This is a genomic window from Psychrobacter sp. CX16 (assembly GCF_057396245.1).
This window is the reverse complement of sequence record NZ_JBXYJF010000041.1, coordinates 1-23,417: the sequence shown is the minus strand read 5'-3', so window position 1 is coordinate 23,417 and position 23,417 is coordinate 1. Positions and strand designations below refer to the sequence as shown.

Genomic DNA, 23,417 nt, shown 5'->3' with positions numbered 1-23,417 from the left:
TTTTTTCATCAGCCAGTTGTCGCTCAAGTCTTTTTATGATTTGGGCTGGGGTTTCTTTGTGTGGCATTCTTAGGCTCTTTGGCGGTGTATTCCAGTCTAATGTACCATGTTTCCTAAGCCAAGTTAGGACGGTACTACGTCCTTGTATGCCATAGTGCTTTTGGGCTTGTTTGTAGGTCATGTCGCCTTTTTCTACTTGCCCTACCACAGCTAATTTAAAGCCGAGTGTGTAATCTTTCTGTGTTCGTTTAACCCTTGATCTTTCTGCTTTGTCCATTTATAAGCTTCCTTTTCGTAAACTTATTTTAGGACGGGACAAATATCAACAAAAAGCCCTCGAGAGTCTCGAGGGCTTTTTATTATCCAAAAAGATAGCTAATGAATACGAATGGCGACTAATTATCAGCAGCTATCAGTATTGATTATTTGCGGTCTTCAAGCTTAACAAAATCACGCTTAGTCTCACCAGTATATAACTGACGTGGACGACCAATCTTGAACGGTGCGCGGTGCATTTCGATTAAGTGGCTAATCCAACCTGACGTACGGCCTAGAGCAAAGATTACCGTAAACATAGAGGTTGGGATACCAATCGCTTTAAGGATGATACCTGAGTAGAAGTCAACGTTTGGATATAGGTTACGTTTAACAAAGTACTCGTCTTCTAGAGCGATTTTCTCAAGCTTCATAGCAAGCTCAAGCTTAGGATCAGTGATACCTAGAGCGCCCAATACTTCATCACAGGTCTCTTTCATTACTTTAGCGCGTGGGTCAAAGTTTTTGTAAACGCGGTGACCAAAGCCCATTAGCTTCACTTCTTTGCGTTTCACTTTTTCCATGAACTCTTCAACGTTATCGACAGTGCCGATTTCATCAAGCATTTTTAGAACCGCTTCGTTAGCGCCGCCGTGTGATGGGCCCCATAGTGCAACGATACCTGCAGCGATACACGCATAAGGGTTAGCACCAGTAGACGCAGTTAAACGTACAGTAGACGTTGAAGCGTTTTGCTCATGATCAGCATGTAGGGTGAAGATTTTGTCCATTGCTTTTGCAAGGATTGGATCTACTTTGTAGTTTGCGTCAGACGCATCACCAAACATCATGTATAAGAAGTTTTCAGCATAGTTGAAGTCATCACGTGGCTCAACAAAGCTTTCGCCTTTAGTATGACGGTAGCACATAGCAGCAAGTGCTGGAATCTTAGCGATTAGACGAACAGCAGTAGCTTCTTGAGTCTCTTCATCAGCGATGTCTAGACCGTCGTGATAAACAGCGGCTAATGCGCCCATTAAGCTGATCAACATTGCCATTGGGTGAGCATCTTTACCGAAGCCGTCAAAGATGTTGCGGATTTGCGCGTCAACTTCTTTGTTGTCTTGGATTTTGCTGTAGAACGCTTCTTTTTGCTCAGCAGTGGGTAGCTCGCCGTTTAATAGTGCATAGCAAACTTCTAGGTATTCTGCATTGTCAGCAAGTTGGTCGATTGGATAACCACGGTGTAATAACTCGCCTTTCTCACCATTAATGAAAGTGATTTGAGACTCAACAGGCGCGGTTACTTTAAAACCTGGATCATATGTCCAATAGCCTGCACTTTGGAATGCAGCAACATCAATTACTGGATGGCCTAGTGTGCCTCTAAGAATGGGTAGTTCGTGCTCTTCGCCATCTACCTTTAAATATGCAGTATCGTTAGCCATAAAATCCTCTTGATTATTGGAATAAATAGTAAATTTGGAATGATAACTTCTATAAAATGGGCATGGTCAGACAATCTAACTCGACTGTACCAACACTGCGATTATTCTATGCTGAAGTTACCGGGTATGACACTTAAAACGTGTTAAAAAATCAAAAAACAGTACGCTCGTTATTTGTATTCACTGATTATAAAGCCTGCTAAAGTCCGTTTAAGTCATAGCGGCATGGCCATTATGCTTTTTTCGATTCCATTTGTGGCACACGATACTCATTCAAAAAACAATATGGAGACTGTGTCACAAAGGCTTTGGCCGAATTCTGGTAAGGCATAAAACGAGACGACTGATATATTACCAGTTAATACAGTCAATTGAAAAAAACATTTATAACGTAAGCACTACCCCCTAGTCAATGTTTGTTGCCTATTTTAATTGTTTTTAACCAAGCGGTAGTTTAATGCTTTGTAAATGAAGATGAGATCAATTTTGAAATGCCAAAATGAAGCCAAGCTTTGTATTTTATAAAAATAAAGTGTTTTTTGGTGTAAAAAGGGGCGGAGATTTCCGGTAATTATTACACTTAAAGCCAGACTAAGCAGAGGTTAAGTAACATTAAACTAACACGAGATAGCAAAAGTATCGTGGTGAATCTGTAATAAAAAATAGACAATAACCTATTAAGAGTAGCCTTAGGGCTAGCAAGAGGGTTGTTGTTTTAGTATTTTATTTGTAATTGATAGAAACAAACTCTATAATTACTGCGTTCCAGATGCTGGCTTGTAATTTAACTGAGAGTTAATACGTTATAGGACGTTGATTTATAATTATTATTAGTTGTTGTTTGATATTAATTATAAATTTATAGGAGAGTCTCCTAGTTATCTCATTTGGTTAATTCTTTAATAGTCGCCAACGCTTTTCGAAACTGTCAGATATGCATCGCCTATTTTGTTTGTTTGACCGTATGCGGTTTATCATAGCTCCTTATTTTAGAATCGCATATCCAATCAAGCAGTAACTATTAAGTAGTACGTTGTCTGTAGATAATAGGTAGTGCTTGCCGTTTCGTATAACAGTGTCAGCTCTAGCATCGAATTCTTATACTCTAAGCTTTTTTTAAAATTAAAAAATAATTTTAGAGTGCTGTAAGCTTTACAGTACGGCTAAGTCTTTATTTAGCCAGTTAGCTACTCCTTAACTTATCCGTCTCGTGTGTGCTTTATTCGTAGCTACTTAAGAAATTACTCGTAATTTAAGTAATGGGTTAGGTCGCTGTGATGTGTAAGCGATAACATGAGTGTCAACCGTAAAAGGACGCCCGCTGTGAAAAGCAACCGACCGATTAATTTGCCACTTAGCCAAGTGATAAGCGTTAACAGCTCACCTACGGCAAGAGCTTCGATTTTGCATCGTATTTCAGGGATTATTCTGTTCTTACTGATTCCCGTCATGCTGTGGCTTCTACAAACTTCTTTATATTCTCCTCACCACTTTGCCGCTGTGTTTGACAATATCGTCCTACGCTTTATCGTATGGATCTTTGTTGCTGCGACGGCTTACCACTTCGTTATGGGTATTAAGCATTTATTTGCGGATATGGGCTTTAACGAAGAGCTTAAGTCAGGCAAAACAGCATCAGTTGTGAGTTTTGTTATTGCCGCTATATTGATAGTGCTATCATTTATATGGGTGATGTTCTAATGAGAAATGATTCTGGAATTAAAAGTGCGACTGGCCTAACAGGTTCAGGCTCGCGCGATTGGATTATGCAGCGTATCAGTGCCGTTGTATTGGCCGTATATGCTGTAGTGATGGTAGGCTTCTTCCTAACTCATGGTGATGTGCACTATGAAGAGTGGGTAAGATTCATCATGAGCATGCCGATGCGTCTATTAAGTTTAGTCGCAATTATTGCACTAGCGGCTCATGCTTGGGTAGGTATGTGGACTGTATTTACCGACTACATTAAATCAACTGGCTTACGCATTGTGTTGCAAGCCGCTATGATTATCGCAATTTTAGTGTATCTATTTTGGGGTGTCATGATTTTTTGGGGTCGCGGTATTATTTAATCTAAGTGGCTGCTTTAAGCTTAGGAATCTACTAAGACAAGGCGTGCCGCTTAAGTTGACATTAATACTTAAACCAACTCTAAATAAAAGTGAGCCTGTCTGGTAATGTGAGGCTATATTAATCGGCTAAAATACGCTATGTGATTTGTACATTCAGTAGTTATTTAAGAGATTTTAGTGGCAGTATTTTAGTAATAACTGACTTAATATAGCGCCCATCGCCAGCTAATATGACGACTAACGTATTCATTAGGAAAACGTAATGGCAACTAGACAAGACAATACAATTAGCAATATTAAAACCCTAAATTACGACTCTGTTATCGTTGGCGGTGGCGGCTCAGGTATGCGTGCGGCGCTACAATTGGCCGAAGGTGGCATGAAAGTCGCCGTTATCACCAAAGTATTTCCAACCCGTTCGCACACTGTTGCGGCGCAGGGTGGTATTGGTGCAAGCCTTGGTAACATGAGTGATGATAACTGGCATTTCCATTTTTACGATACTGTAAAAGGTTCTGACTGGTTAGGCGACCAAGACGCTATTGAATATATGTGCCGCGAAGCACCAAAAGTAGTGTATGAGCTTGAGCATATGGGTATGCCATTTGACCGTAACCCAGATGGTACTATCTATCAACGTCCGTTTGGTGGTCATACCTCAAACTATGGTGAAAAGGCTGTACAACGTGCTTGTGCTGCAGCTGACCGTACTGGTCATGCGCTACTGCATACGCTATATCAAAAGAACCTTGAGAAAGGCACTGAGTTTTTCATCGAGTGGATTGCGCTTGACTTAATTAAAGATGAAGATGGTAACATCAACGGCGTTGTCGCTATCGAACAAGAAACAGGTACTGTTGCGGTATTCCAAGCAAACCATACTGTTCTTGCTACTGGTGGTGCTGGCCGTATCTTCTCGGCATCTACTAACGCTTATATCAACACCGGTGACGGCCTTGGTATGGCAGTACGCGCAGGTATTCCATTACAAGATATGGAATTCTGGCAGTTCCACCCAACGGGTGTATTCGGTGCCGGCGTACTATTAACCGAAGGTTGCCGTGGTGAAGGCGCTATCTTACGTAATAAAGATGGCGAAGCATTCATGGAGCGTTATGCACCAACTGTTAAAGACTTGGCACCTCGTGACCTAGTATCACGTTCAATGGACCAAGAAATTAAAGAAGGCCGTGGTTGTGGGCCTAATGCTGACCATATCGTAATGGATATGACTCACTTAGGGGTTGAGACCATTATGAAGCGTTTACCATCAGTGTTTGAGATTGGTAAAAACTTTGCTAACGTTGATATCACTAAAGAGCCAATTCCAGTTATCCCAACCATTCACTATATGATGGGCGGTATTCCAACCACTATTCATGGTCAGGTTATTGTTCCTGATTTGGACAGTGGTCCAAACGAAGAAGGCTTATACACTGAAGGTAAAGTAGTTAAAGGCTTATACGCTATCGGTGAATGTGCTTGTGTGAGTGTTCACGGTGCGAACCGTTTAGGTACTAACTCACTGCTTGACTTGGTTGTATTCGGCCGTGCTGCTGGTAAGCACATCACTGATGATTACCATCATGCAGACCACAACTACAAGCCAATTGATCCACGCGTTCTTGACTATACTGTTGGCCGCTTAAACAAATTGCAGCAATCAACTCAAGGTCACAACGCACAAGACGTCGCTGATGAGATTCGTGCATTGATGCAGAAGCACGCCAGTGTATTCCGTACTCAAGAGTTAATGGACGAAGGTGTTGAGAAACTATTGGCGCTAGGCGAGAAAGTGGAGAATATCCATCTTGCTGATAAGTCACAAGTATTTAACACTGCGCGTATTGAAGCATTAGAAGTGGCTAACCTTTATGAGGTCGCTAAAGCAACAATGATTTCAGCATCAAAACGTCATGAATGCCGCGGTGCGCATACCGTACTTGATTATGATCGTCCAGAAGATGATCCAGTTGCACCAAACGGTCGTAACGATAACGAGTGGATGAAGCATACGCTTTGGTATTCTGAAGGCAATAAGGTTATCTATAAGCCTGTTCGCAAAGTACCACTGACTGTTGATTACGTTGAGCCTAAAGTACGCGTTTACTAATTTACCGGTAGGTTAGAGGCGATAATCGCTTTTCTAACCTACTTATAGAAACGCTTAAATAAGCTATTTGACGTTAATTTTTGAATTTAATTTTTAAATTAGTAAAGCTGTTTTATCAGATGTCAGATTTCAATGCGTTTGAAAAAACAGCTCTACACCGTGTGGAGTTAGCACTATGAGCCGAGGTACTCGCACCATTGAGTTATACCGCTACGACCCTGATAAGGACGCAGCCCCTTACATGCAAACATATACGGTTGAGCTTTTAGACTCAGATCGTATGTTGCTTGACGTTTTACTACGTTTGAAAAAACAAGATGAAAGCATTACTTTCCGCCGTTCATGCCGTGAAGGTATTTGTGGTTCTGATGGTATGAACATCAATGGTAAAAACGGATTGGCATGTTTGCTTAACATGAACACGCTTCCTGAAAAAATTACCATTCGTCCATTACCAGGTTTGCCAGTTGTACGTGACCTAGTTGTGGATATGAACCAGTTCTATGAGCAGTATGAGAAAGTTCATCCTTTCTTAATCAACGAACAGCCTGCACCGCCAACAGAGCGTCTACAATCTCCTGAAGACCGTGAAAAGCTAAATGGTCTTTATGAATGTATTCTATGTGCGTGCTGTTCAACCAGCTGCCCATCATTCTGGTGGAACCCTGATAAATTCTTGGGCCCATCTGCGCTATTGAATGCTTACCGCTTTGTTGCCGATAGCCGAGATAGCGATACCCAAGCTCGTTTAGCACGTCTTGATGATCCGTTCAGCTTATTCCGCTGCCGTGGTATCATGAACTGTGTATCGGTTTGTCCGAAAGGCCTAAACCCAACGCGTGCTATCGGCCATCTACGTAACTTACTACTTGAGCAAGCGGGTTAAGCGTGCTCTTTATTATTAAGTTTCAACTGTTACAGAATAGATAGCATATATTAGCGATACTTTACGTGATTACGACAGACCTCTATTTGTTGATAGGGGTCTTTTTTTGTTAAAATTGCGTTAGTGCGAATGATGAACATTTAGTTTCTAAATATCTACTATTGAACAAACAAACGATGAAGATTTAGGTTCCATGTTACCCTTATATTCAGTGAGCAACTGTAGCCTAAACTATCGTAGTCTAAACCTATAAATAATAAATAAATGTTCAGGTAAGTTAAGTACGCATAAAACTGGCACGGTATCTGCATCAAAGTAGGTAAGATGTGCCGGCTTTTATCGTTGTCATAAGACTGGCATCGTTTTAAGTCAAAATAAACGTTAAAAGCGGTGTTATTTGGCAAGACTATTAAAATAAAAGCCGCCGATAGTCTTAAAGTTGTACTTTGTACCCTAAACATACAACACTCGCTATAACTGTGAGTAAAATAAACATTAATCTAGGTTACGGATAGTGAAAAGAGAGAGTAAAATAGAGGGTTTTTAATGGTCAATAGTGCCGTTTACTCTCAAATATGCATTCTGGTGGTATAAATAGAAGAATAATGGCTTATCATTTTTAGAGTCGCTTGTATAAGCCACTATAAATTTGCACTAAGCATCCCATAATGTTGAATCATCCATAGCCAGTGTGACTTAATCGCGTTTTATTTTAATTAAACCTTAATGTAAATAAGAAAAGACTATGAATACTATGAATCAAGATGTCCAAAAAACCGCGGCCACAGAGCTTGCTGGAGACAATGCAAGCTATATTGAGTCTCTATATGAGCAGTATCTACAGGATCCAGACAGTGTAGATGCTGACTGGCAAGCCTATTTCAAAGAATTTGAGACAGGTAACGATGCACTGCATCATGTCATTCAAGATCAGTTCTTACTACTTGCTCGCAACCAAACTGCGAATAAGCTACCTGCTGTAGGGGCTGCTAGTAACACTGGTGCACAAGGTAACAATGTCGCCAACTGTGTTGACCCAAGACAGATGGGTGTGCAGAAGCTTATCTCGGCTTATCGTCGTCGTGGTCATCGCCGTGCACAGCTTGATCCTTTACAGCTACATCCACGTGCTGAAGTAGAAGATCTAACGCTTGAATTCCACGGGCTATCAGAAGCGGATTTAGACACCGTGTTCCCGACCAGTGATTTTAATATTGGTAAGCCTGAAGCGACACTTCGCGAAATTATTGAAATTGCTGAGCGTGTTTACTGCCGTCACATTGGTCTTGAGTACATGCACGTGACAACCAGTACTGAAAAGCGTTGGTTTGAGGAGTACATAGAAACCAATTTAGGCCATATCAAATTTGATGCTGAAAAACGCAAATCAATTCTTGAGCGTTTAACGGCTGCTGAAGGTCTAGAGAAATACTTAGCACGTAAATACACTGGTGTTAAGCGTTTTGGTCTAGAAGGTGGTGAAAGCTTCATCCCTGCTGTTCACGAAATCATTCAACGTGCTGGTGGGTATGGTACAAAAGAAATGGTTATCGGTATGGCTCACCGTGGTCGTCTAAACTTATTGGTAAATATCTTGGGTAAAAACCCAGCTGATTTGTTTGATGAGTTCGATGGTAAAGTCGTTCCTCAAAAAGGTTCAGGCGACGTTAAATACCATAATGGTTACTCTTCAAACATCATGACCCCAGGTGGCGAAGCGCATTTAGCTTTAGCGTTCAACCCATCGCATCTTGAAATCGTCTCTCCTGTATTAGAAGGCTCTGTTCGTGCGCGTCAAGTACGTCGTAACGACACAGACGGTAACCTAGTATTGCCATTAGTGGTACATGGTGACGCTGCGATTGCTGCACAGGGTGTGGTTCAAGAAACTTTCCAAATGTCACAGACTCGCGCCTATACTACAGGTGGTACGGTTCACTTAGTTATCAATAACCAAGTGGGCTTCACGACCAGCCGTCAAGAAGATGCACGTTCTACTGAATACTGTACTGATATTGCGAAGATGGTTCACGCACCAATTCTACACGTGAATGGTGATGATCCTGAAGCAGTAGTATTTGCGGCTCAAATGGCGTTAGATTATCGTCATGAGTTCCATAAAGACATCGTGATTGACTTATTCTGCTATCGCCGCAATGGTCATAACGAAGCAGATGAGCCATCAGCGACACAGCCATTAATGTACTCAGTTATTAAGAAGCTACCAACGACTCGTACGTTATATGCGCAAAAACTAATCGAAGACGGTGTTATCTCTGATGGTGAAGATAAAGCATTAGAAGATGAATACCGTGAGTCATTAGACAAAGGCGAATACGTTGCCAGCGCTCTAGTTAGTGAGCCAAACGAAGAATTATATGTCGACTGGACACCGTATCTTGGTCATGACTTAGAAGATGACTGGGATACCAGTGTTGATATTGAGAAGCTAAAAGAATATGGCCGCCGTATGGCAGAGATGCCAGAAGGCTTCAAGCTACAGCGCCAAGTTAAAAAAGTAATCGAACAGCGTTTAGCGATGCAGACGGGTGAAGAGCCACTTAACTGGGGTGCCGCTGAAACATTAGCTTATGCCTCACTAGTTGATGAAGACTTCCTAGTTCGTATTACTGGTGAAGATGTGGGCCGTGGTACTTTCTCACATCGTCATGCAGAGATTTATAACGTTGAAAATGGCGATATGTATGTACCATTAGCTCATGTTACTGAAGACCAAGCCCGCTTTGCGATTTATAACTCGCTATTATCAGAAGAAGCAGTGTTGGCCTTCGAATATGGCTATGCGACTACAGTGCCTAATGCATTGATTATTTGGGAAGCACAGTTCGGTGACTTCGTAAACGGTGCACAGGTTGTTATCGACCAGTTTATCTCTAGTGGTGAAACCAAATGGCAACGTGTTTGCGGCTTAACTATGCTACTACCACATGGCTTCGAAGGTCAGGGTCCTGAGCATTCATCAGCCCGTCTAGAGCGCTTCTTACAATTATGTGCTGAAGATAACATGCAAGTTATCACACCAACAACGCCCGCACAGATTTTCCATGCGCTACGTCGTCAGGCTGTTCGCCCAATCCGTAAGCCATTAATTGTTATGTCGCCTAAGAGCTTGTTACGTCATAAGCTTGCGACCTCTCAATTAGAAGAACTTGCTAATGGTAAGTTTGAGACTGTATTGCCAGAGATTGATGAGCGCGATAACGATAAAGTAACTCGCTTAGTAATGTGTGGTGGTAAGGTTTATTATGACTTACTAGAGCAGCGCCGTGAGCTTGGTTTAGACCATGTAGCGATTGTTCGTATCGAGCAGCTATATCCATTACCAGAAGAAAGAATGGTGGCGGAAGTGCAAAAATACAGCAACCTTGAAGAAATCGTATGGTGTCAAGAAGAGCCATTGAACCAAGGCGCTTGGTACTACTTAGCACCGCATATGTTCCGTATCTTCGGACCAAAAGGCGATCAGCCACGTGTGACTAAAGCACGTATTGTTGAGCCAGTAGCGCGTCCAGCATCTGCTGCGCCAGCAACTGGTCTAACTTCTATCCATGTCCGTCAGCAAAAAGAATTAGTCGCGGGTGGTCTGGGTGTTGACGTTGATCAACTTAAATAATTAAAAAGGGACCTAGGCAGAGTGCTGCCTAGGTCCTCACGCTTATCTAAACGTTTAAAAAAGTTTATTTTAAATAACAGGTTATTTTGTCGTTAATTGGCTTGAAAATTTTCGAGAAAAGATTATTTAAGGGCAGGTTTAACCGCATTAGTTTTGCAAAGCACGCGTTACTTTCTAAATCATAAAAAACAATGTGCTAATCATTAAGATCTTAATATTAATATAACAGGAGCAATTCCCATGGCAGAGATCAAAGCCCCCGTATTTCCAGAATCAGTTGCTGACGGTACTATCGTAGAATGGCATTACAGCGAAGGCGATCAAGTTAATCGTGACGATATCCTAGCTGAAATTGAAACAGATAAAGTGGTATTAGAGGTTGTGGCACCAGATGACGGTGTACTGACTAAAATCGTTAAGCAGGTAGATGACACTGTATTATCTGATGAGCTTATTGCTGAATTTGAAGCAGGCGCAACAGGATCTACTTCAAGCGATGACAGCTCAGGTGATAAAGAAGAGTCTAGCGATGCTGCTGCAGAAAAAGAAGCATCAGACGGTGGCGAGCCTAAGCAAGCATCTAAAGATTCTGCAGATGATCATAAAGATCAAAGCCCAGCAGTTCGTAAAGCTGCCAAAGAATCTGGTGTAGATCCTAAGAATGTTGAAGGTTCAGGCCGTGGTGGTCGCGTAACTAAGCAAGATATGGCGAATCCTAAACTGAAAGCAGACAGCTCTATCAAGTCTGACAGCGGTCGCCCTGTTGCAGAATCTGTCGGCGAGCGTACTGAGAAACGTGTTCCAATGACTCGTCTACGTAAGACTGTTGCGAACCGTCTATTAGCCGCGACTCAAGAAACAGCAATGTTAACCACGTTCAACGAAGTTAACATGAAGCCATTGATGGATCTTCGTGCTAAGTATAAAGAAGAGTTCGAAAAACGCCATGACACGCGCCTAGGCTTTATGTCTATGTTTGTTAAAGCGGCAACTGAAGCTTTAAAACGCTTCCCAGCAGTTAACGCATCAATCGACGGTGATGACATTGTTTATCATGGTTACTATGATGTTGGTGTTGCAGTATCTTCTGACCGTGGTCTAGTAGTACCTGTACTACGTGACACTGACCGCATGAGCATGGCTGATATCGAATCAGGTATCCGCGAATTTGCTGGTAAGGCACGTGATGGTAAATTGTCTCTAGATGACATGACTGGCGGTACGTTCACTATCACTAACGGTGGCGTATTCGGTTCATTAATGTCAACACCAATCTTGAACCCACCACAAACGGCTATCTTAGGTATGCATGCGATCAACGACCGCCCAATGGCAGTTAATGGTCAAGTAGAAATCCTACCAATGATGTACCTAGCATTATCATACGACCACCGTATGATTGACGGTAAAGATGCGGTACAGTTCTTAGTAACTATCAAAGAGCTTATCGAAGATCCAGCTAAAATGTTATTAGACCTATAAGGTCAACGGGCTTGTATCGGAGCAAATCTGGTACAAGCTTTTTCGTTATGGATTGATTATTGAGCTCATTAATAACGATTGTTGTTAATCATAAGGCAGACTTAGAGAGTAATCGAAGCTGCCTTATTCATTAACCTGATAATAAAAGCTTAAGCAGATCATTTCATGATTCAAATTATAAATAAAAGAGCTTTTAAAATTCTCTGATTAAAAGACGGAATATATTATGAAAGACAGTTATGATTTAGTTGTTATTGGCGGTGGTCCAGGTGGTTATGAGGCGGCAATTCGTGCCGGTCAGTTAGGTATGAGCGTTGCTTGTATCGAAAAGCGCGTTTATAAAGGTGAGCCTGCTTTAGGTGGTACTTGCTTAAACGTTGGTTGTATCCCATCAAAAGCATTGTTAGATTCTTCACATCGTTATGAAGCCACCAAGCATGAGCTTGAAGAGCACGGTATCACGACTGGTGATGTTGAAATCGATGTTCCTAAAATGATTGAGCGTAAAGAAGCCATCGTTAAACAGTTAACCGGTGGTGTTGCTGCTTTATTAAAAGGCAACAAAGTAGACTGGTTACAAGGCTGGGGTACTTTAGTTGACGGTAAAGGCGCTGAGAAAAAAATCAAATTTACTGCGCTAGAAGATGAATCAGAAACGACTATCACTGCTAAAAACGTTATTTTAGCAGCAGGTTCTGTGCCAATTGATATCCCTGTTGCGCCAGTTAACAACGAAGAAGGCATTATTGTTGATTCTACTGGTGCTCTAGATTTTACTGAAACGCCTAAGCGTTTAGGGGTAATTGGTGCTGGTGTTATCGGTCTTGAGCTTGGTTCAGTATGGCGTCGTTTAGGTGCCGAAGTGGTAGTTTATGAAGCGCTTCCAGAATTCCTAGCTGCTGCTGACAAAGACATCGCTAAAGAGGCAGGCAAACTACTTAAGAAGCAGGGTCTAGACATCCGCGTTGATACCAAAGTAACCAATGCTGAAGTAAAAGACGGCCAAGTAGTGGTGACCAGCGAAAAAGGTGGTGAGTCATCTGAGGAAACCTTCGACAAATTAATCGTTTGTGTCGGTCGCCGTGCTTACTCTGAAAAATTACTGGGTGAAGACTCAGGTATTAAGTTGACTGACCGTGGTCTGGTTGAAGTTGACGATCAGTGTAAAACCAATCTAGAGGGCGTTTACGCTATTGGCGACTTGGTGCGTGGTCCAATGCTTGCCCACAAAGCAATGGAAGAGGGCATGATGGCCGTTGAGCGTATTCATGGCGAAAAAGCACAAGTTAACTATGACACTATCATCAATGTTATTTACACGCATCCAGAGATTGCATGGGTTGGTTTAACTGAGCAAGCCGCTGAAGAACAGGGCTATGAGGTTAAAACGGGTTCATTCAACCTAGCAGCTAACGGGCGTGCATTGGCTCAAAGCGAAGGCCAAGGTTCAATCAAAGTGGTGGCTGATGCTAAGACCGATCGTTTATTAGGTATGCATGCTATTTGTGCGGGTGCCGGTGATATCGTTCACCAAGGTATGATTGCTATGGAATTTGTTTCAAGCATTGAAGACCTACAGTTAATGACCTTTGCTCACCCAACCATCAGTGAGGCGGTACACGAAGCAGCGCTATCAGCAGATGGCCGTGCTATTCACGCTATTCAACGCAAAAAACGCAAATAAGACATTATTGTGCGAATAGTGAATTATTGTAAATAGACTTAAACATCATATTATTAACACAATATTATTTATCTAAGTCTGTTGCGAATAAAGCGGCTGGCTCTAATTTAAAATAAAATGTCCTGCATTTTTGGGTTAGAGCCAGTCTTAAAACTTAAAATTAAAAAATTAAAGGATAACTTTATGAATTTACATGAGTATCAAGCCAAACTGTTATTAGAAAGCTACGGCTTACCTATCCAGAAAGGTATTATCGCGTATAGCGGTGATGAAGCTGCTGAAGCATTTGACAAGACACCAACTGACGTTGCCGTTATCAAAGCACAGGTACACGCTGGTGGCCGTGGTAAAGCGGGCGGTGTTAAGCTTGCTAAGACTCGCGAAGAAGCGAAAGAAATCGCTGATGCGCTAATCGGTACCAACTTAGTCACTTATCAAACTGACGCTGAAGGTCAGCCAGTAAACTTCGTATTGGTTGCAGAAGATATGTACCCAGTACAAACTGAGCTATACCTAGGTGCGGTTGTTGACCGTGCAACTCGTCGTGTGACTTTCATGGCATCTACCGAAGGTGGTGTTGAAATTGAGAAAGTTGCAGAAGAAACGCCAGAGAAAATCTTTAGCATCACAGTGGATCCATTAGTGGGTCTAATGCCTTTCCAAGCACGTGAAGTTGGTTTCAAACTGGGTCTTGAAGGCAAGCAAATCAACCAGTTCGTTAAACTAATGACGGGCGCATACAAAGCATTCGTCGAAAATGATTTCGATATGATTGAAATCAACCCACTAGCCGTTCGTGAAAATGGTGAATTGGCTTGTGTTGACGGCAAAATCGGTGTTGATTCAAACGCGCTATTCCGTCAGCCAAAAATCGCTGAGCTACATGACCCTTCACAAGAAAATGAGCGTGAGCTTAAAGCGGCCGAGTTTGACCTAAACTACGTTGCGCTTGAAGGTAACATCGGTTGTATGGTTAACGGTGCTGGTCTTGCAATGGCAACAATGGACATCATCAAGCTGTATGGCGGTAAGCCAGCTAACTTCCTAGACGTTGGCGGCGGAGCAACTAAAGATCGCGTTGTTGAAGCATTCAAAATCATTTTAGAAGATGAGAGTGTAAAAGGCGTTCTAATCAATATCTTCGGCGGTATCGTACGTTGTGACATGATTGCTGAAGCAATTATTGCTGCTGTTAAAGAAGTAAATGTCACTGTACCTGTCGTGGTTCGCTTAGAAGGTAACAATGCTGAATTAGGTGCTAAGTTATTAGACGAGTCGGATGTTGAAGTTATTTCAGCACAAGGTCTATCTAATGCTGCACAAAAAATTGTTGATGCTGTTGCTTAATAGCAAGCCCAACACAAAAAATTCAAATTTATAAATAACCTTTTAAGTTATATAACCATAATTCGGAGTAAATAATGAGTGTATTAATCGACAAAGACACCAAAGTATTGGTGCAAGGTTTTACTGGTAAAAATGGTACTTTCCATTCAGAACAAGCGATTGAGTACGGTACTAAAGTTGTTGGTGGTGTAACCCCAGGTAAAGGTGGTCAAACTCACCTAGGCCTACCAGTATTCAATACTATGAGCGAGGCAATGGAAGCAACGAACGCTGATGCGTCAGTTATCTACGTCCCAGCGCCATTCGTTCTAGATTCAATCATCGAAGCAGTAGACGCTGGTGTTAAGCTAATTGTTGTGATTACTGAAGGCGTACCTACTTTAGATATGCTAAAAGCGAAGCGTTACATCGAAGAAGCTGGTGATGTGAAAATGGTTGGTCCAAACTGCCCAGGCGTTATCACTCCAGGTGAGTGCAAAATCGGTATCATGCCAGGCCACATCCATCAGCCAGGTAAAGTGGGTATCATCTCACGCTCTGGTACATTGACTTATGAAGCGGTAGCTCAAACTACTAAATTAGGCTTCGGTCAGTCTACTTGTATCGGTATCGGCGGTGACCCAATCCCAGGTATGAACCAAATCGATTGCTTAAAGATGTTCCAAGAAGATCCTCAAACTGAAGCGATTGTACTAATCGGTGAAATCGGTGGTACTGCTGAAGAAGAAGCGGCAGCTTACATCAAAGAGCACGTAACCAAGCCAGTTATCGGATACATCGCTGGTGTTACTGCCCCTAAAGGTAAGCGTATGGGCCATGCTGGTGCGATTATCTCTGGCGGTAAAGGTACTGCTGAAGAGAAATTCAAAGCATTCGAAGATGCGGGAATCGCCTACACCCGTGACCCATCTAAGATTGGTGAAACAGTTAAAGAAGTTACCGGTTGGTAATTTGCAGACCCTGTTAGCTTGAATACTATTGTTTTTAATTAATACGAATAGCATTTAGAACCTGTATTCATAAGCTACAGTTATGGTATTTTTAGAATAAAATGAGACAATACGAGGCAAAATTGGGTTGAATAGTCCTTCTATTCGAGCCGAATTTTAACAAAGTAGTGGCTTGTTTTAGGCAAAAAGAGCCAATTATAGCTTGTGAATACAGGTTCTTAGCTAAAATAATAAAAGAGCATTCTTCGGGGTGCTCTTTTTTTTTGTTTATATTAATTTGTCAGTCATCTTAATTGATTATGATACGGATATTTATATCAATGCTTATAGAGATAACGGTTAAGTTTGCTACAATAGCTTCATAACCGATAAATCATTCTAATTTTACTCATACTGAACTGGATGCTTATGAACTCACCTGTTACCCATGCCGTTATTCCTGTTGCTGGATTTGGTACCCGTATGTTGCCACTATCAAAGTCAGTGCCTAAAGAGCTGTTACCTTTGGGCAATCGTCCGGCGATTCATTATGTGGTTGAAGAGGCGATAGCCGCCGGCATCAAAAACATTGTACTGGTGGGTCATGCACAAAAAAGTGCTATTGAAAACTATTTTGATGTTAATGCTGAGCTCGATAATCAGTTACGCGCCAAGAGTAAAGATGAGCTTGCCGATAGCTTAAACTGGCTGCCTGATGACGTGTCGGTGTCAGTGATTCGGCAAGGCAAGCCCTTAGGTTTAGGTCATGCGGTATTAAAGGCACGTCCTATCGTGGGTGATAATCCTTTTGCCGTACTGCTGCCGGATGTGGTGCTTAATCCATTTACGACCAATATGAGCACAGATAACCTAGCGTTTATGATGACAGCGTTTGAGAAGTCCCAACACTCACAAATCTTGGTCAGCGCCGTTGCCGATGACGATGTGCATAAATATGGTATTGCTAAGTTAAAACAAGCAGAGCAGCTTGAGCGTATAGCCAATACCGACAATAGTAATGCCAGCTTTGCGGTTGATGGATTTGTAGAAAAGCCAAGTCTAGAACAGGCGCCTTCAAATCTGGCTGTCGTTGGTCGCTATGTATTCGCCCCTGAGATTTTCAATTATTTAGCGAAGACTGAACCGTCAGTAGGTGGTGAGATTCAATTGACCGATGCTATCGATGCCTTAATCAGTACTCAAGGCGTAGATGTGACGACCATGTTAGGTGATAGCTTTGATGCCGGTGATATGACCAGTTATATGCAGGCCTTTATTTATTTTGCTCAAAAACAGCTTGAGAGCTAAAAGCTTGCAGCTCATGAATTGTGTGTACTGGTCTATATTTTTTAAATAGGTAAAAAGTCATGTCTTTAAATCAACCCACTTCATCGGCCGATAAATCAGAACGTGCAGCAGTCTTGCCAAGCGCATTGCCAGAGTGGCAAACGCTTGAGAAACTGGGTCAAAAGTCTTGGTCATTAAGTACGCTTTTCGATGATGATCCAAGTCGAGCCGAGCGTTTTAGTGTCAGCAATCAAGGTATATATTTTGATTATTCCAAGCAGTGTATGGATGATGAGGTACGCGCTAAACTGATGGAATTGGCTCAAGCGTGTGGATTAAAGCTGCGCATCCAATCGCTATATCGAGGCGATAAAGTCAATAGTAGTGAGCAGCGAGCAGCATTACATACCGCACTGCGTCTGCCAGGTGATGCACAGTTGATCGTTGATGGCCAAGATGTGGTTTCAGAAGTACAAGACAGCTTAGATAAAGCCGCTGATATTGTTGAGCGTATCCGCAGTGGCGTATGGCGCGGGTATTCGGGTAAAGCAATTACCGATGTGGTTAATATTGGGGTTGGAGGTTCTGATTTAGGACCGGTCATGACCAATACTGCGCTCGATGAGTGGGCAGATAGCCATATTAATGTGCATTTTGTGTCCAATATGGATGGTACCCAGTTAGGTAGCCTGCTTGAACGCTTAAACCCAGAGACGACTTTATTTATCATCTCATCGAAATCTTTTGGAACGGTAGATACGCTTTCAAATGCGCAAACAGCTCGAGCGTGGCTATATGCAACCGGTGCGAGCCAAACAACCTTGTTGCGTCGTCACTTTATTGGTATCTCTGCAAACCCTCAGCGCGTCAGCGAGTGGGGGATAGACCCTAAGCATCAGCTTAAGCTTTGGGACTGGGTGGGTGGTCGTTTTTCTATGTGGTCGGCCATTGGCCTAGCGGTTGCGGTTCGTATCGGTATGGACCGATTTAAAGAGATGCTCGCAGGTGCTCATGCGATGGATGAGCACTTTTTAACGGCTGACTTTGATCAGAACCTGCCTGTATTATTAGGCCTAATCGGTGTGTGGAACAGTACCTTTATGGGTATTAACGCCCATACGGTATTGCCTTATGATGGCCGCTTAAAATATCTGCCTAGCTACTTAACCCAGCTTGAGATGGAGAGTAATGGCAAATCGGTTACTCATACTGGCGAGCCTGTTCGCTATGCTACTTGTCCTATTTTATGGGGCGAGATTGGATCCAATGCGCAGCACGCTTTTTATCAGCTGCTGCATCAAGGCACCCAAAAAGTGTCCTGTGATTTTATTGCTTGCGTTAATTATTATGAGGGTAGGGATGCCGGCGAGCTTAAGCATCAGCATGCACTATCATTAGCCAACTGCTTGGCACAGAGCCGTGTACTTGCTTTTGGTAATAATGCGCTAGCACCCAAGCTGGACCAACCTGTCTCAGAGCTTGATAAATTTAAACGTTACCGTGGTAATCAGCCGTCAACAACCATTCTGTTAAATGAGCTAACCCCAACCAGTTTTGGTGCGCTCATTGCTTTGTATGAACACAAAGTATTTGTGATGGCCAGTGTTTGGGATATTAACCCATTTGACCAGTGGGGCGTGGAGATGGGTAAGCAGGTGGCAAATGAAGTCTTCGCTAGCCTAATAGCAGCAGATTCAGAAGAAAGCGCACAAGCTCAAGCTGAGGCGACGAAGCTAAGACTACAATTTGATGGCTCAACACGGACGCTGCTTAATCATATTAATAATAGTAGTGGTTAAACCCTTTATTCCAATACCTTCTATATCACATCAATTCTTTATTAAAAAGCAACGCCTTGACCCTACAAAGCGTTGCTTTCTTATTCTTATTTAGCCTTTACTTTTTCTGTTCAGAAATTTTTACCCTGCCTATTATTTATAAGCTATTAAAGTATATTAGGCTGACAGCTAGAGCACTCATGGCCTATCGCTATACTCCTTCAAGATTTAGGCTACCAGTTTATCGTCTATTTTGTTGCATAGAGCATCGATGAAGCAGGCCGTAAGGCTTTGCTGTACTTGATAATAACGACTGCTGACTTCTATACTAGCGGCTGATACCTTCAGCTATCAAGCTATATCGAATTATTACATCAATAACCCTATTTAAAACAGGATGTCTCGAATGTCAAACAGCCTTGAAGCAGCATTAGATAAATTAGTAACTCCGCACGGTAGCCCTGCTCTAAACATTCTTCTACTTGAAGGCGAAATGTTAGAGAATGCACTTAAAAAAGCCCAAACCCTACCTAGCGTGACCATGACTTCGCGAGAACGTGGTGATTTAATTATGCTAGGCATTGGTGGTTTTACGCCTCTAGATGGCTTTATGAATAAAGCGGATTGGCAAGGCGTCTGTGATGATATGGAACTAAAATCAGGCGAGAACGAAGGTCTGTTTTGGCCGATCCCTATTACATTATCAGCCAGTCAAGAAGAAGCGGACAGCTTTGAGATTGGCGATGAGATTGCGCTAAAAGCAGAAGATGGTGAAATCATGGGTATTTTATTCTTAGAAGAGAAATACACCATCGACAAAGCACACGAATGCCAAACTGTTTTCGGTACTACTGACACTGACCATCCAGGTGTTAAAAAAGTGATGGAGCAGGCTGATGTTAACTTAGCTGGCCGTGTCGAAGTATTTAGCCAAGGTGAATTCCCAACCGAATATGCCGGTATCTATATGACACCAACCCAGACTCGTGAAGAGTTTGCTAAAAAAGGCTGGAAAAAAGTCGCCGCTTTCCAAACCCGTAACCCGATGCACCGCTCACACGAATATCTAGCCAAAATCGCTGTAGAAACATGTGATGGCGTGATGATTCACTCATTATTAGGGGCGTTAAAGCCAGGTGATATTCCGGCAGAAGTGCGCCAAGAAGCCATTGCCACTTTGATTGATAACTACTTCAGAAAAGATACAGTTATCCAGTCAGGTTATCCACTAGATATGCGCTATGCCGGTCCACGTGAGGCATTATTACATGCATTATTTAGACAGAACTATGGCTGTTCAGAGCTTATTGTCGGTCGTGACCATGCCGGTGTTGGCGATTATTATGGTGCGTTTGATGCACAAGATATCTTTGATGAGATTCCAGAAGATGCGTTAAAAACCAAACCCATTAAAATCGATTGGACGTTCTGGTGTAACGCGTGTCAAGCAATGGCATCAACCAAGACATGCCCACATGATGCTGAGCATCACGTTAAAGTGTCAGGTACTAAGCTACGTAAAGCGCTGTCTGAAGACCAAGAAGTCCCTGAAAACTTCAGCCGTCCAGAGGTATTACAGATTTTGCGTGATTATTATGCAACGATTGCAAAAGAGGACCGCGCTAAGGTCGAGCTTAAAGGTGCATCAGCAAAATAAGCTGAATAAGAGTTGGGTTTATCTGATGCTTAATCCTGTATAGGTTTAAGCGATATTTAGATGTTAAATGGGTAGTTAAATAACGAGCATTATCGTAGTTAAGCTGCTCTATATACTGATTCGCTATAACGCTTTTCATTATATCCATTTGCAACCCAACAGTTAGGCCTCTATAGTAAATTCGTCAACAAAGTCTCTTCTGGTTGGCGTTATTTCTATTATATTCAGGCCGTTATGTCATGACCCTAACCATGTATTTACTGAGCGCGATATTAGTCATTCTTGTCGCACTCCTTATTAGGTTTCAGCAGCATACCACCGCCATCTTTGGCGGTGTTTTACTGTTGATATTTGGCCTAGGATGGGTGGACAGTGCTACTTTGCTCGACAATGCGACTAATGAGGGCTTAGCGACGTTGGTACTGCTGATACTAATCTCGTATGCGCTTGAAAAGACCAGTATATTAAATCACCTAACGCGGTATTTGTTTGCTAAGTCAGAGAAGAGCTCAGTTCTACGTACCATTGCTTTTTCTGGCTTGTCGTCAGCGGTATTAAATAATACCGCTGTTGTGGCCGCTATGATTGGTAGTATTCAAAAAAATCCGCAGGTGAATACGTCGCGCTTACTGCTTCCCATGTGTTTTGCAGCCACATTAGGCGGCACGATGACGTTAATAGGCACATCGACTAACCTTGTGGTTAATAGTATGTGGGTCAAGCAGGGTCATGAAGCGATAGGGTTTTTTACCTTAACGCCGGTTGGTATAGCGATATTTTTCTTTGGTTCAGTGATCCTTTATTTCACCAGCTCTATGCTGCCAAAGCATGTAGATAAAAAAGAGTCGGTTGAAGAGTACTTTGTTGAAGCCAAAATTGAAGCAACTTCTAGCCTGATAGGCAAAACAGTGGGAGAGGCAGGTCTACGCAATCTTTCTGACTTGTTTTTAGCGGAGATTATCCGTGGTAATCGTCTAATCGCACCTGTATCGCATTCACGTGTCCTGCAAGCAGGCGATAAACTACTGTTTAGTGGAGATGTTAAAAAAATACAGATTTTAAACCAGTTCGATGGGCTGGTGTTGTTTGCAGAAAATAATGGTCTACCCATTCAAGAGCTGACCGAAGTGGTGATTAAACAAGAGTCGAGCTTAACGGGTAGAACGCTTAGAGAAATTGGCTTTAGAGCGCAATTTGATGCCGCTGTTGTGGCGATTCGCCGAGAAAGTGGTAATGTTAGCGGTCGACTTGGCGAAATTACCTTAAGGGCAGGTGATATCTTGCTGTTAGCCACTGGTGCGGACTTTGCCAGTCGTAGCAATCTTAGAAAAAACTTCTTTGTACTCTCAGGTATCAATCCTGACAATATGATTAGTGGCTGGCGTGAGAAGCTGGTGTTAATCGGTTTCATCAGCATGATTGCTGCCTCTGTTATCACCGGTAGGCCGTTATTTGATTTAGCACTTATCTTATTTTCAGCGCTATTATTTACCGGCTGTATTACGGTTAATGAAGCCAGACGTCATTTTCCAGTCAGTATTTGGCTGATTGTGGTCAGTGCCTTATGTTTGGCTAATGCGATGCAAACCGTCGGCCTAGATGGACAGATTGCTAGCTTTGCGGCCCAAACGTTAGCGGGTCATGCGCCATTATGGACATTGTTGGGTGTCCTGCTAATCACTATTAGTATTACCGAGTTATTAACCAATAATGCCGCAGCGGCATTGATGTTTCCTATTGCCTACAGCTTAGCTGAGGGTATGGATATCAATGCGTTTCCCTTGGTATTGGCCGTTTGCTTTGGCGCCTCTTGCTCGTTTATCAGCCCTTTTGGCTATCAGACTAATTTGATGGTGTATAACACAGGACTATACCGATTGCAGGATTTTGCCAAAGTAGGCGGGTTAATTACTGTGGCCTGTATAGCAGTCTGTGTAGTGATGATTCCCATCATCTATCCGTTTTAGGTTGTTGGTATTAAACTGTCTTTAATAAAAGACTGTCTATATCAAAGCAAACAAACCAGTGAATAACTTTATTGAAAAAATCTAACCCCTAATCGTTTAACTAAGGATGAATTATGAGTAAAGCAACCAATATCGTTTGGCATGATGCAGCAGTAACACCGGCTGAAAGACAAGATAAGCTAGGTAATAAACCGTGCATCTTATGGTATACCGGACTGTCTGGTTCAGGTAAATCAACCATTGCCAATGCCGTTGACCGTATGCTCCACGACAGAGGGTATGCCACCTATCTGTTAGATGGTGATAATGTGCGTCATGGCTTAAATAAAGACTTGGGTTTCTCTGATGAAGACCGTGTGGAAAATATTCGCCGTATCACAGAAGTGAGCCGCTTATTTAATGACGCAGGCTTAATCGTATCAACTGCGTTCATCTCTCCTTTTGAGAGTGATAGAGATGCCGCACGCGAATTAGTGGGTGATGACTTTATTGAGATTTTCGTCGATACCCCGTTGTCTGAGTGCGAAAAGCGTGATCCTAAAGGTTTATATAAAAAAGCACGCGCCGGCGTTATTCCTAACTTTACTGGTATCGACTCACCTTATGAAGCGCCAAGCAATCCTGAGCTGTGCTTAAAAACTGAGGGCAGAGCGATCGAAGAGGTAGCAAAAGAAGTCGTCGATTACTTAATCGAGAATAACTATATCAAATAAGATGTCGATTAGGGCGTGTGGAACATTCGACCATGGCACTGGCGGCGACTATTTTTTAGTCAATATGCAGTGAAATTTTTGACGCTTAGTCATTCTAAGTTAGACAATTTCGCAATATATTGGCAAAAAAGAGTCCCGCCCCTGAGAACGGATTAAGCAAAGCAC

The 23,417-nt window shown here is 42.4% G+C and carries 16 protein-coding genes; 14 read left to right on the top strand and 2 right to left on the bottom strand.

What is annotated here, in order from left to right; translation table 11 throughout:
* Together AC2SLM_RS12100 and AC2SLM_RS12095 are read right to left on the bottom strand one after the other, a co-directional pair.
* Window positions 1-277, bottom strand: a 277-nt coding sequence (locus AC2SLM_RS12100; protein WP_486554133.1) for a helix-turn-helix domain-containing protein, incomplete at its 3' end; no start/stop codon positions are given.
* A gap of 145 nt (window positions 278-422) precedes the next feature.
* Window positions 423-1,703: a citrate synthase gene (locus AC2SLM_RS12095; protein WP_486554131.1), complete on the bottom strand. Its 1,281-nt coding sequence runs from the start codon at window positions 1,701-1,703 to the stop codon at window positions 423-425.
* A 1,293-nt stretch (window positions 1,704-2,996) separates the two neighbouring features.
* On the opposite strand from AC2SLM_RS12095, the gene sdhC reads away from it, so the two are divergent.
* The 14 genes from sdhC to cysC all read left to right on the top strand — a co-directional run bounded on the left by sdhC (window position 2,997) and on the right by cysC (window position 23,252).
* Window positions 2,997-3,404, top strand: a complete 408-nt coding sequence (gene sdhC / locus AC2SLM_RS12090) for a succinate dehydrogenase, cytochrome b556 subunit (RefSeq protein ID WP_486541513.1) — start codon at window positions 2,997-2,999, stop codon at window positions 3,402-3,404.
* A complete protein-coding gene (gene sdhD / locus AC2SLM_RS12085) occupies window positions 3,404-3,775 on the top strand; it encodes a succinate dehydrogenase, hydrophobic membrane anchor protein (RefSeq protein WP_486541515.1) in 372 nt (123 codons plus the stop codon). The genes sdhC and sdhD overlap by 1 nt, the downstream gene beginning before the upstream one ends.
* A 262-nt stretch (window positions 3,776-4,037) precedes the next feature.
* Complete coding sequence (sdhA, locus tag AC2SLM_RS12080) at window positions 4,038-5,888, top strand: succinate dehydrogenase flavoprotein subunit (protein ID WP_486554129.1); 1,851 nt, start codon at window positions 4,038-4,040, stop codon at window positions 5,886-5,888.
* Between the two features lie 175 nt (window positions 5,889-6,063).
* Window positions 6,064-6,774, top strand: a complete 711-nt coding sequence (locus AC2SLM_RS12075) for a succinate dehydrogenase iron-sulfur subunit (protein WP_486541519.1) — start codon at window positions 6,064-6,066, stop codon at window positions 6,772-6,774.
* Window positions 6,775-7,528: 754 nt separating this feature from the next.
* Complete coding sequence (locus AC2SLM_RS12070; protein ID WP_486554136.1) at window positions 7,529-10,408, top strand: 2-oxoglutarate dehydrogenase E1 component; 2,880 nt, start codon at window positions 7,529-7,531, stop codon at window positions 10,406-10,408.
* Between the two features lie 240 nt (window positions 10,409-10,648).
* Window positions 10,649-11,890 carry a 2-oxoglutarate dehydrogenase complex dihydrolipoyllysine-residue succinyltransferase gene (odhB, locus tag AC2SLM_RS12065; protein WP_486554127.1) on the top strand — a complete coding sequence of 414 codons (1,242 nt, stop codon included), beginning with the start codon at window positions 10,649-10,651 and terminating at the stop codon, window positions 11,888-11,890.
* A 226-nt stretch (window positions 11,891-12,116) separates the two neighbouring features.
* Entirely contained in the window at window positions 12,117-13,574 is a 1,458-nt protein-coding gene (gene lpdA, locus AC2SLM_RS12060; RefSeq protein WP_486554125.1) for a dihydrolipoyl dehydrogenase, read from the top strand.
* A gap of 183 nt (window positions 13,575-13,757) precedes the next feature.
* On the top strand, window positions 13,758-14,921 hold the full coding sequence (gene sucC / locus AC2SLM_RS12055) for an ADP-forming succinate--CoA ligase subunit beta (RefSeq protein WP_096065187.1): 1,164 nt from the start codon (window positions 13,758-13,760) through the stop codon (window positions 14,919-14,921).
* Window positions 14,922-14,995: 74 nt separating this feature from the next.
* The gene (sucD, locus tag AC2SLM_RS12050; RefSeq protein ID WP_486541527.1) at window positions 14,996-15,871 is read left to right on the top strand and encodes a succinate--CoA ligase subunit alpha; all 876 of its coding nucleotides are present in this window, start codon (window positions 14,996-14,998) and stop codon (window positions 15,869-15,871) included.
* A gap of 408 nt (window positions 15,872-16,279) precedes the next feature.
* Window positions 16,280-17,158, top strand: a complete 879-nt coding sequence (locus AC2SLM_RS12045; RefSeq protein ID WP_486541529.1) for a UTP--glucose-1-phosphate uridylyltransferase — start codon at window positions 16,280-16,282, stop codon at window positions 17,156-17,158.
* Between the two features lie 125 nt (window positions 17,159-17,283).
* Window positions 17,284-18,936: a glucose-6-phosphate isomerase gene (gene pgi, locus AC2SLM_RS12040; RefSeq protein WP_486554134.1), complete on the top strand. Its 1,653-nt coding sequence runs from the start codon at window positions 17,284-17,286 to the stop codon at window positions 18,934-18,936.
* Window positions 18,937-19,321: 385 nt separating this feature from the next.
* Window positions 19,322-20,572, top strand: a complete 1,251-nt coding sequence (sat, locus tag AC2SLM_RS12035; protein WP_486554122.1) for a sulfate adenylyltransferase — start codon at window positions 19,322-19,324, stop codon at window positions 20,570-20,572.
* Window positions 20,573-20,811: 239 nt separating this feature from the next.
* Window positions 20,812-22,539 carry an SLC13 family permease gene (locus AC2SLM_RS12030; RefSeq protein ID WP_486554120.1) on the top strand — a complete coding sequence of 576 codons (1,728 nt, stop codon included), beginning with the start codon at window positions 20,812-20,814 and terminating at the stop codon, window positions 22,537-22,539.
* Between the two features lie 113 nt (window positions 22,540-22,652).
* Window positions 22,653-23,252 (top strand): adenylyl-sulfate kinase, encoded by a 600-nt coding sequence (gene cysC, locus AC2SLM_RS12025; protein ID WP_486541535.1) that lies wholly within the window; start codon window positions 22,653-22,655, stop codon window positions 23,250-23,252.
* Window positions 23,253-23,417 lie beyond the last annotated feature (165 nt).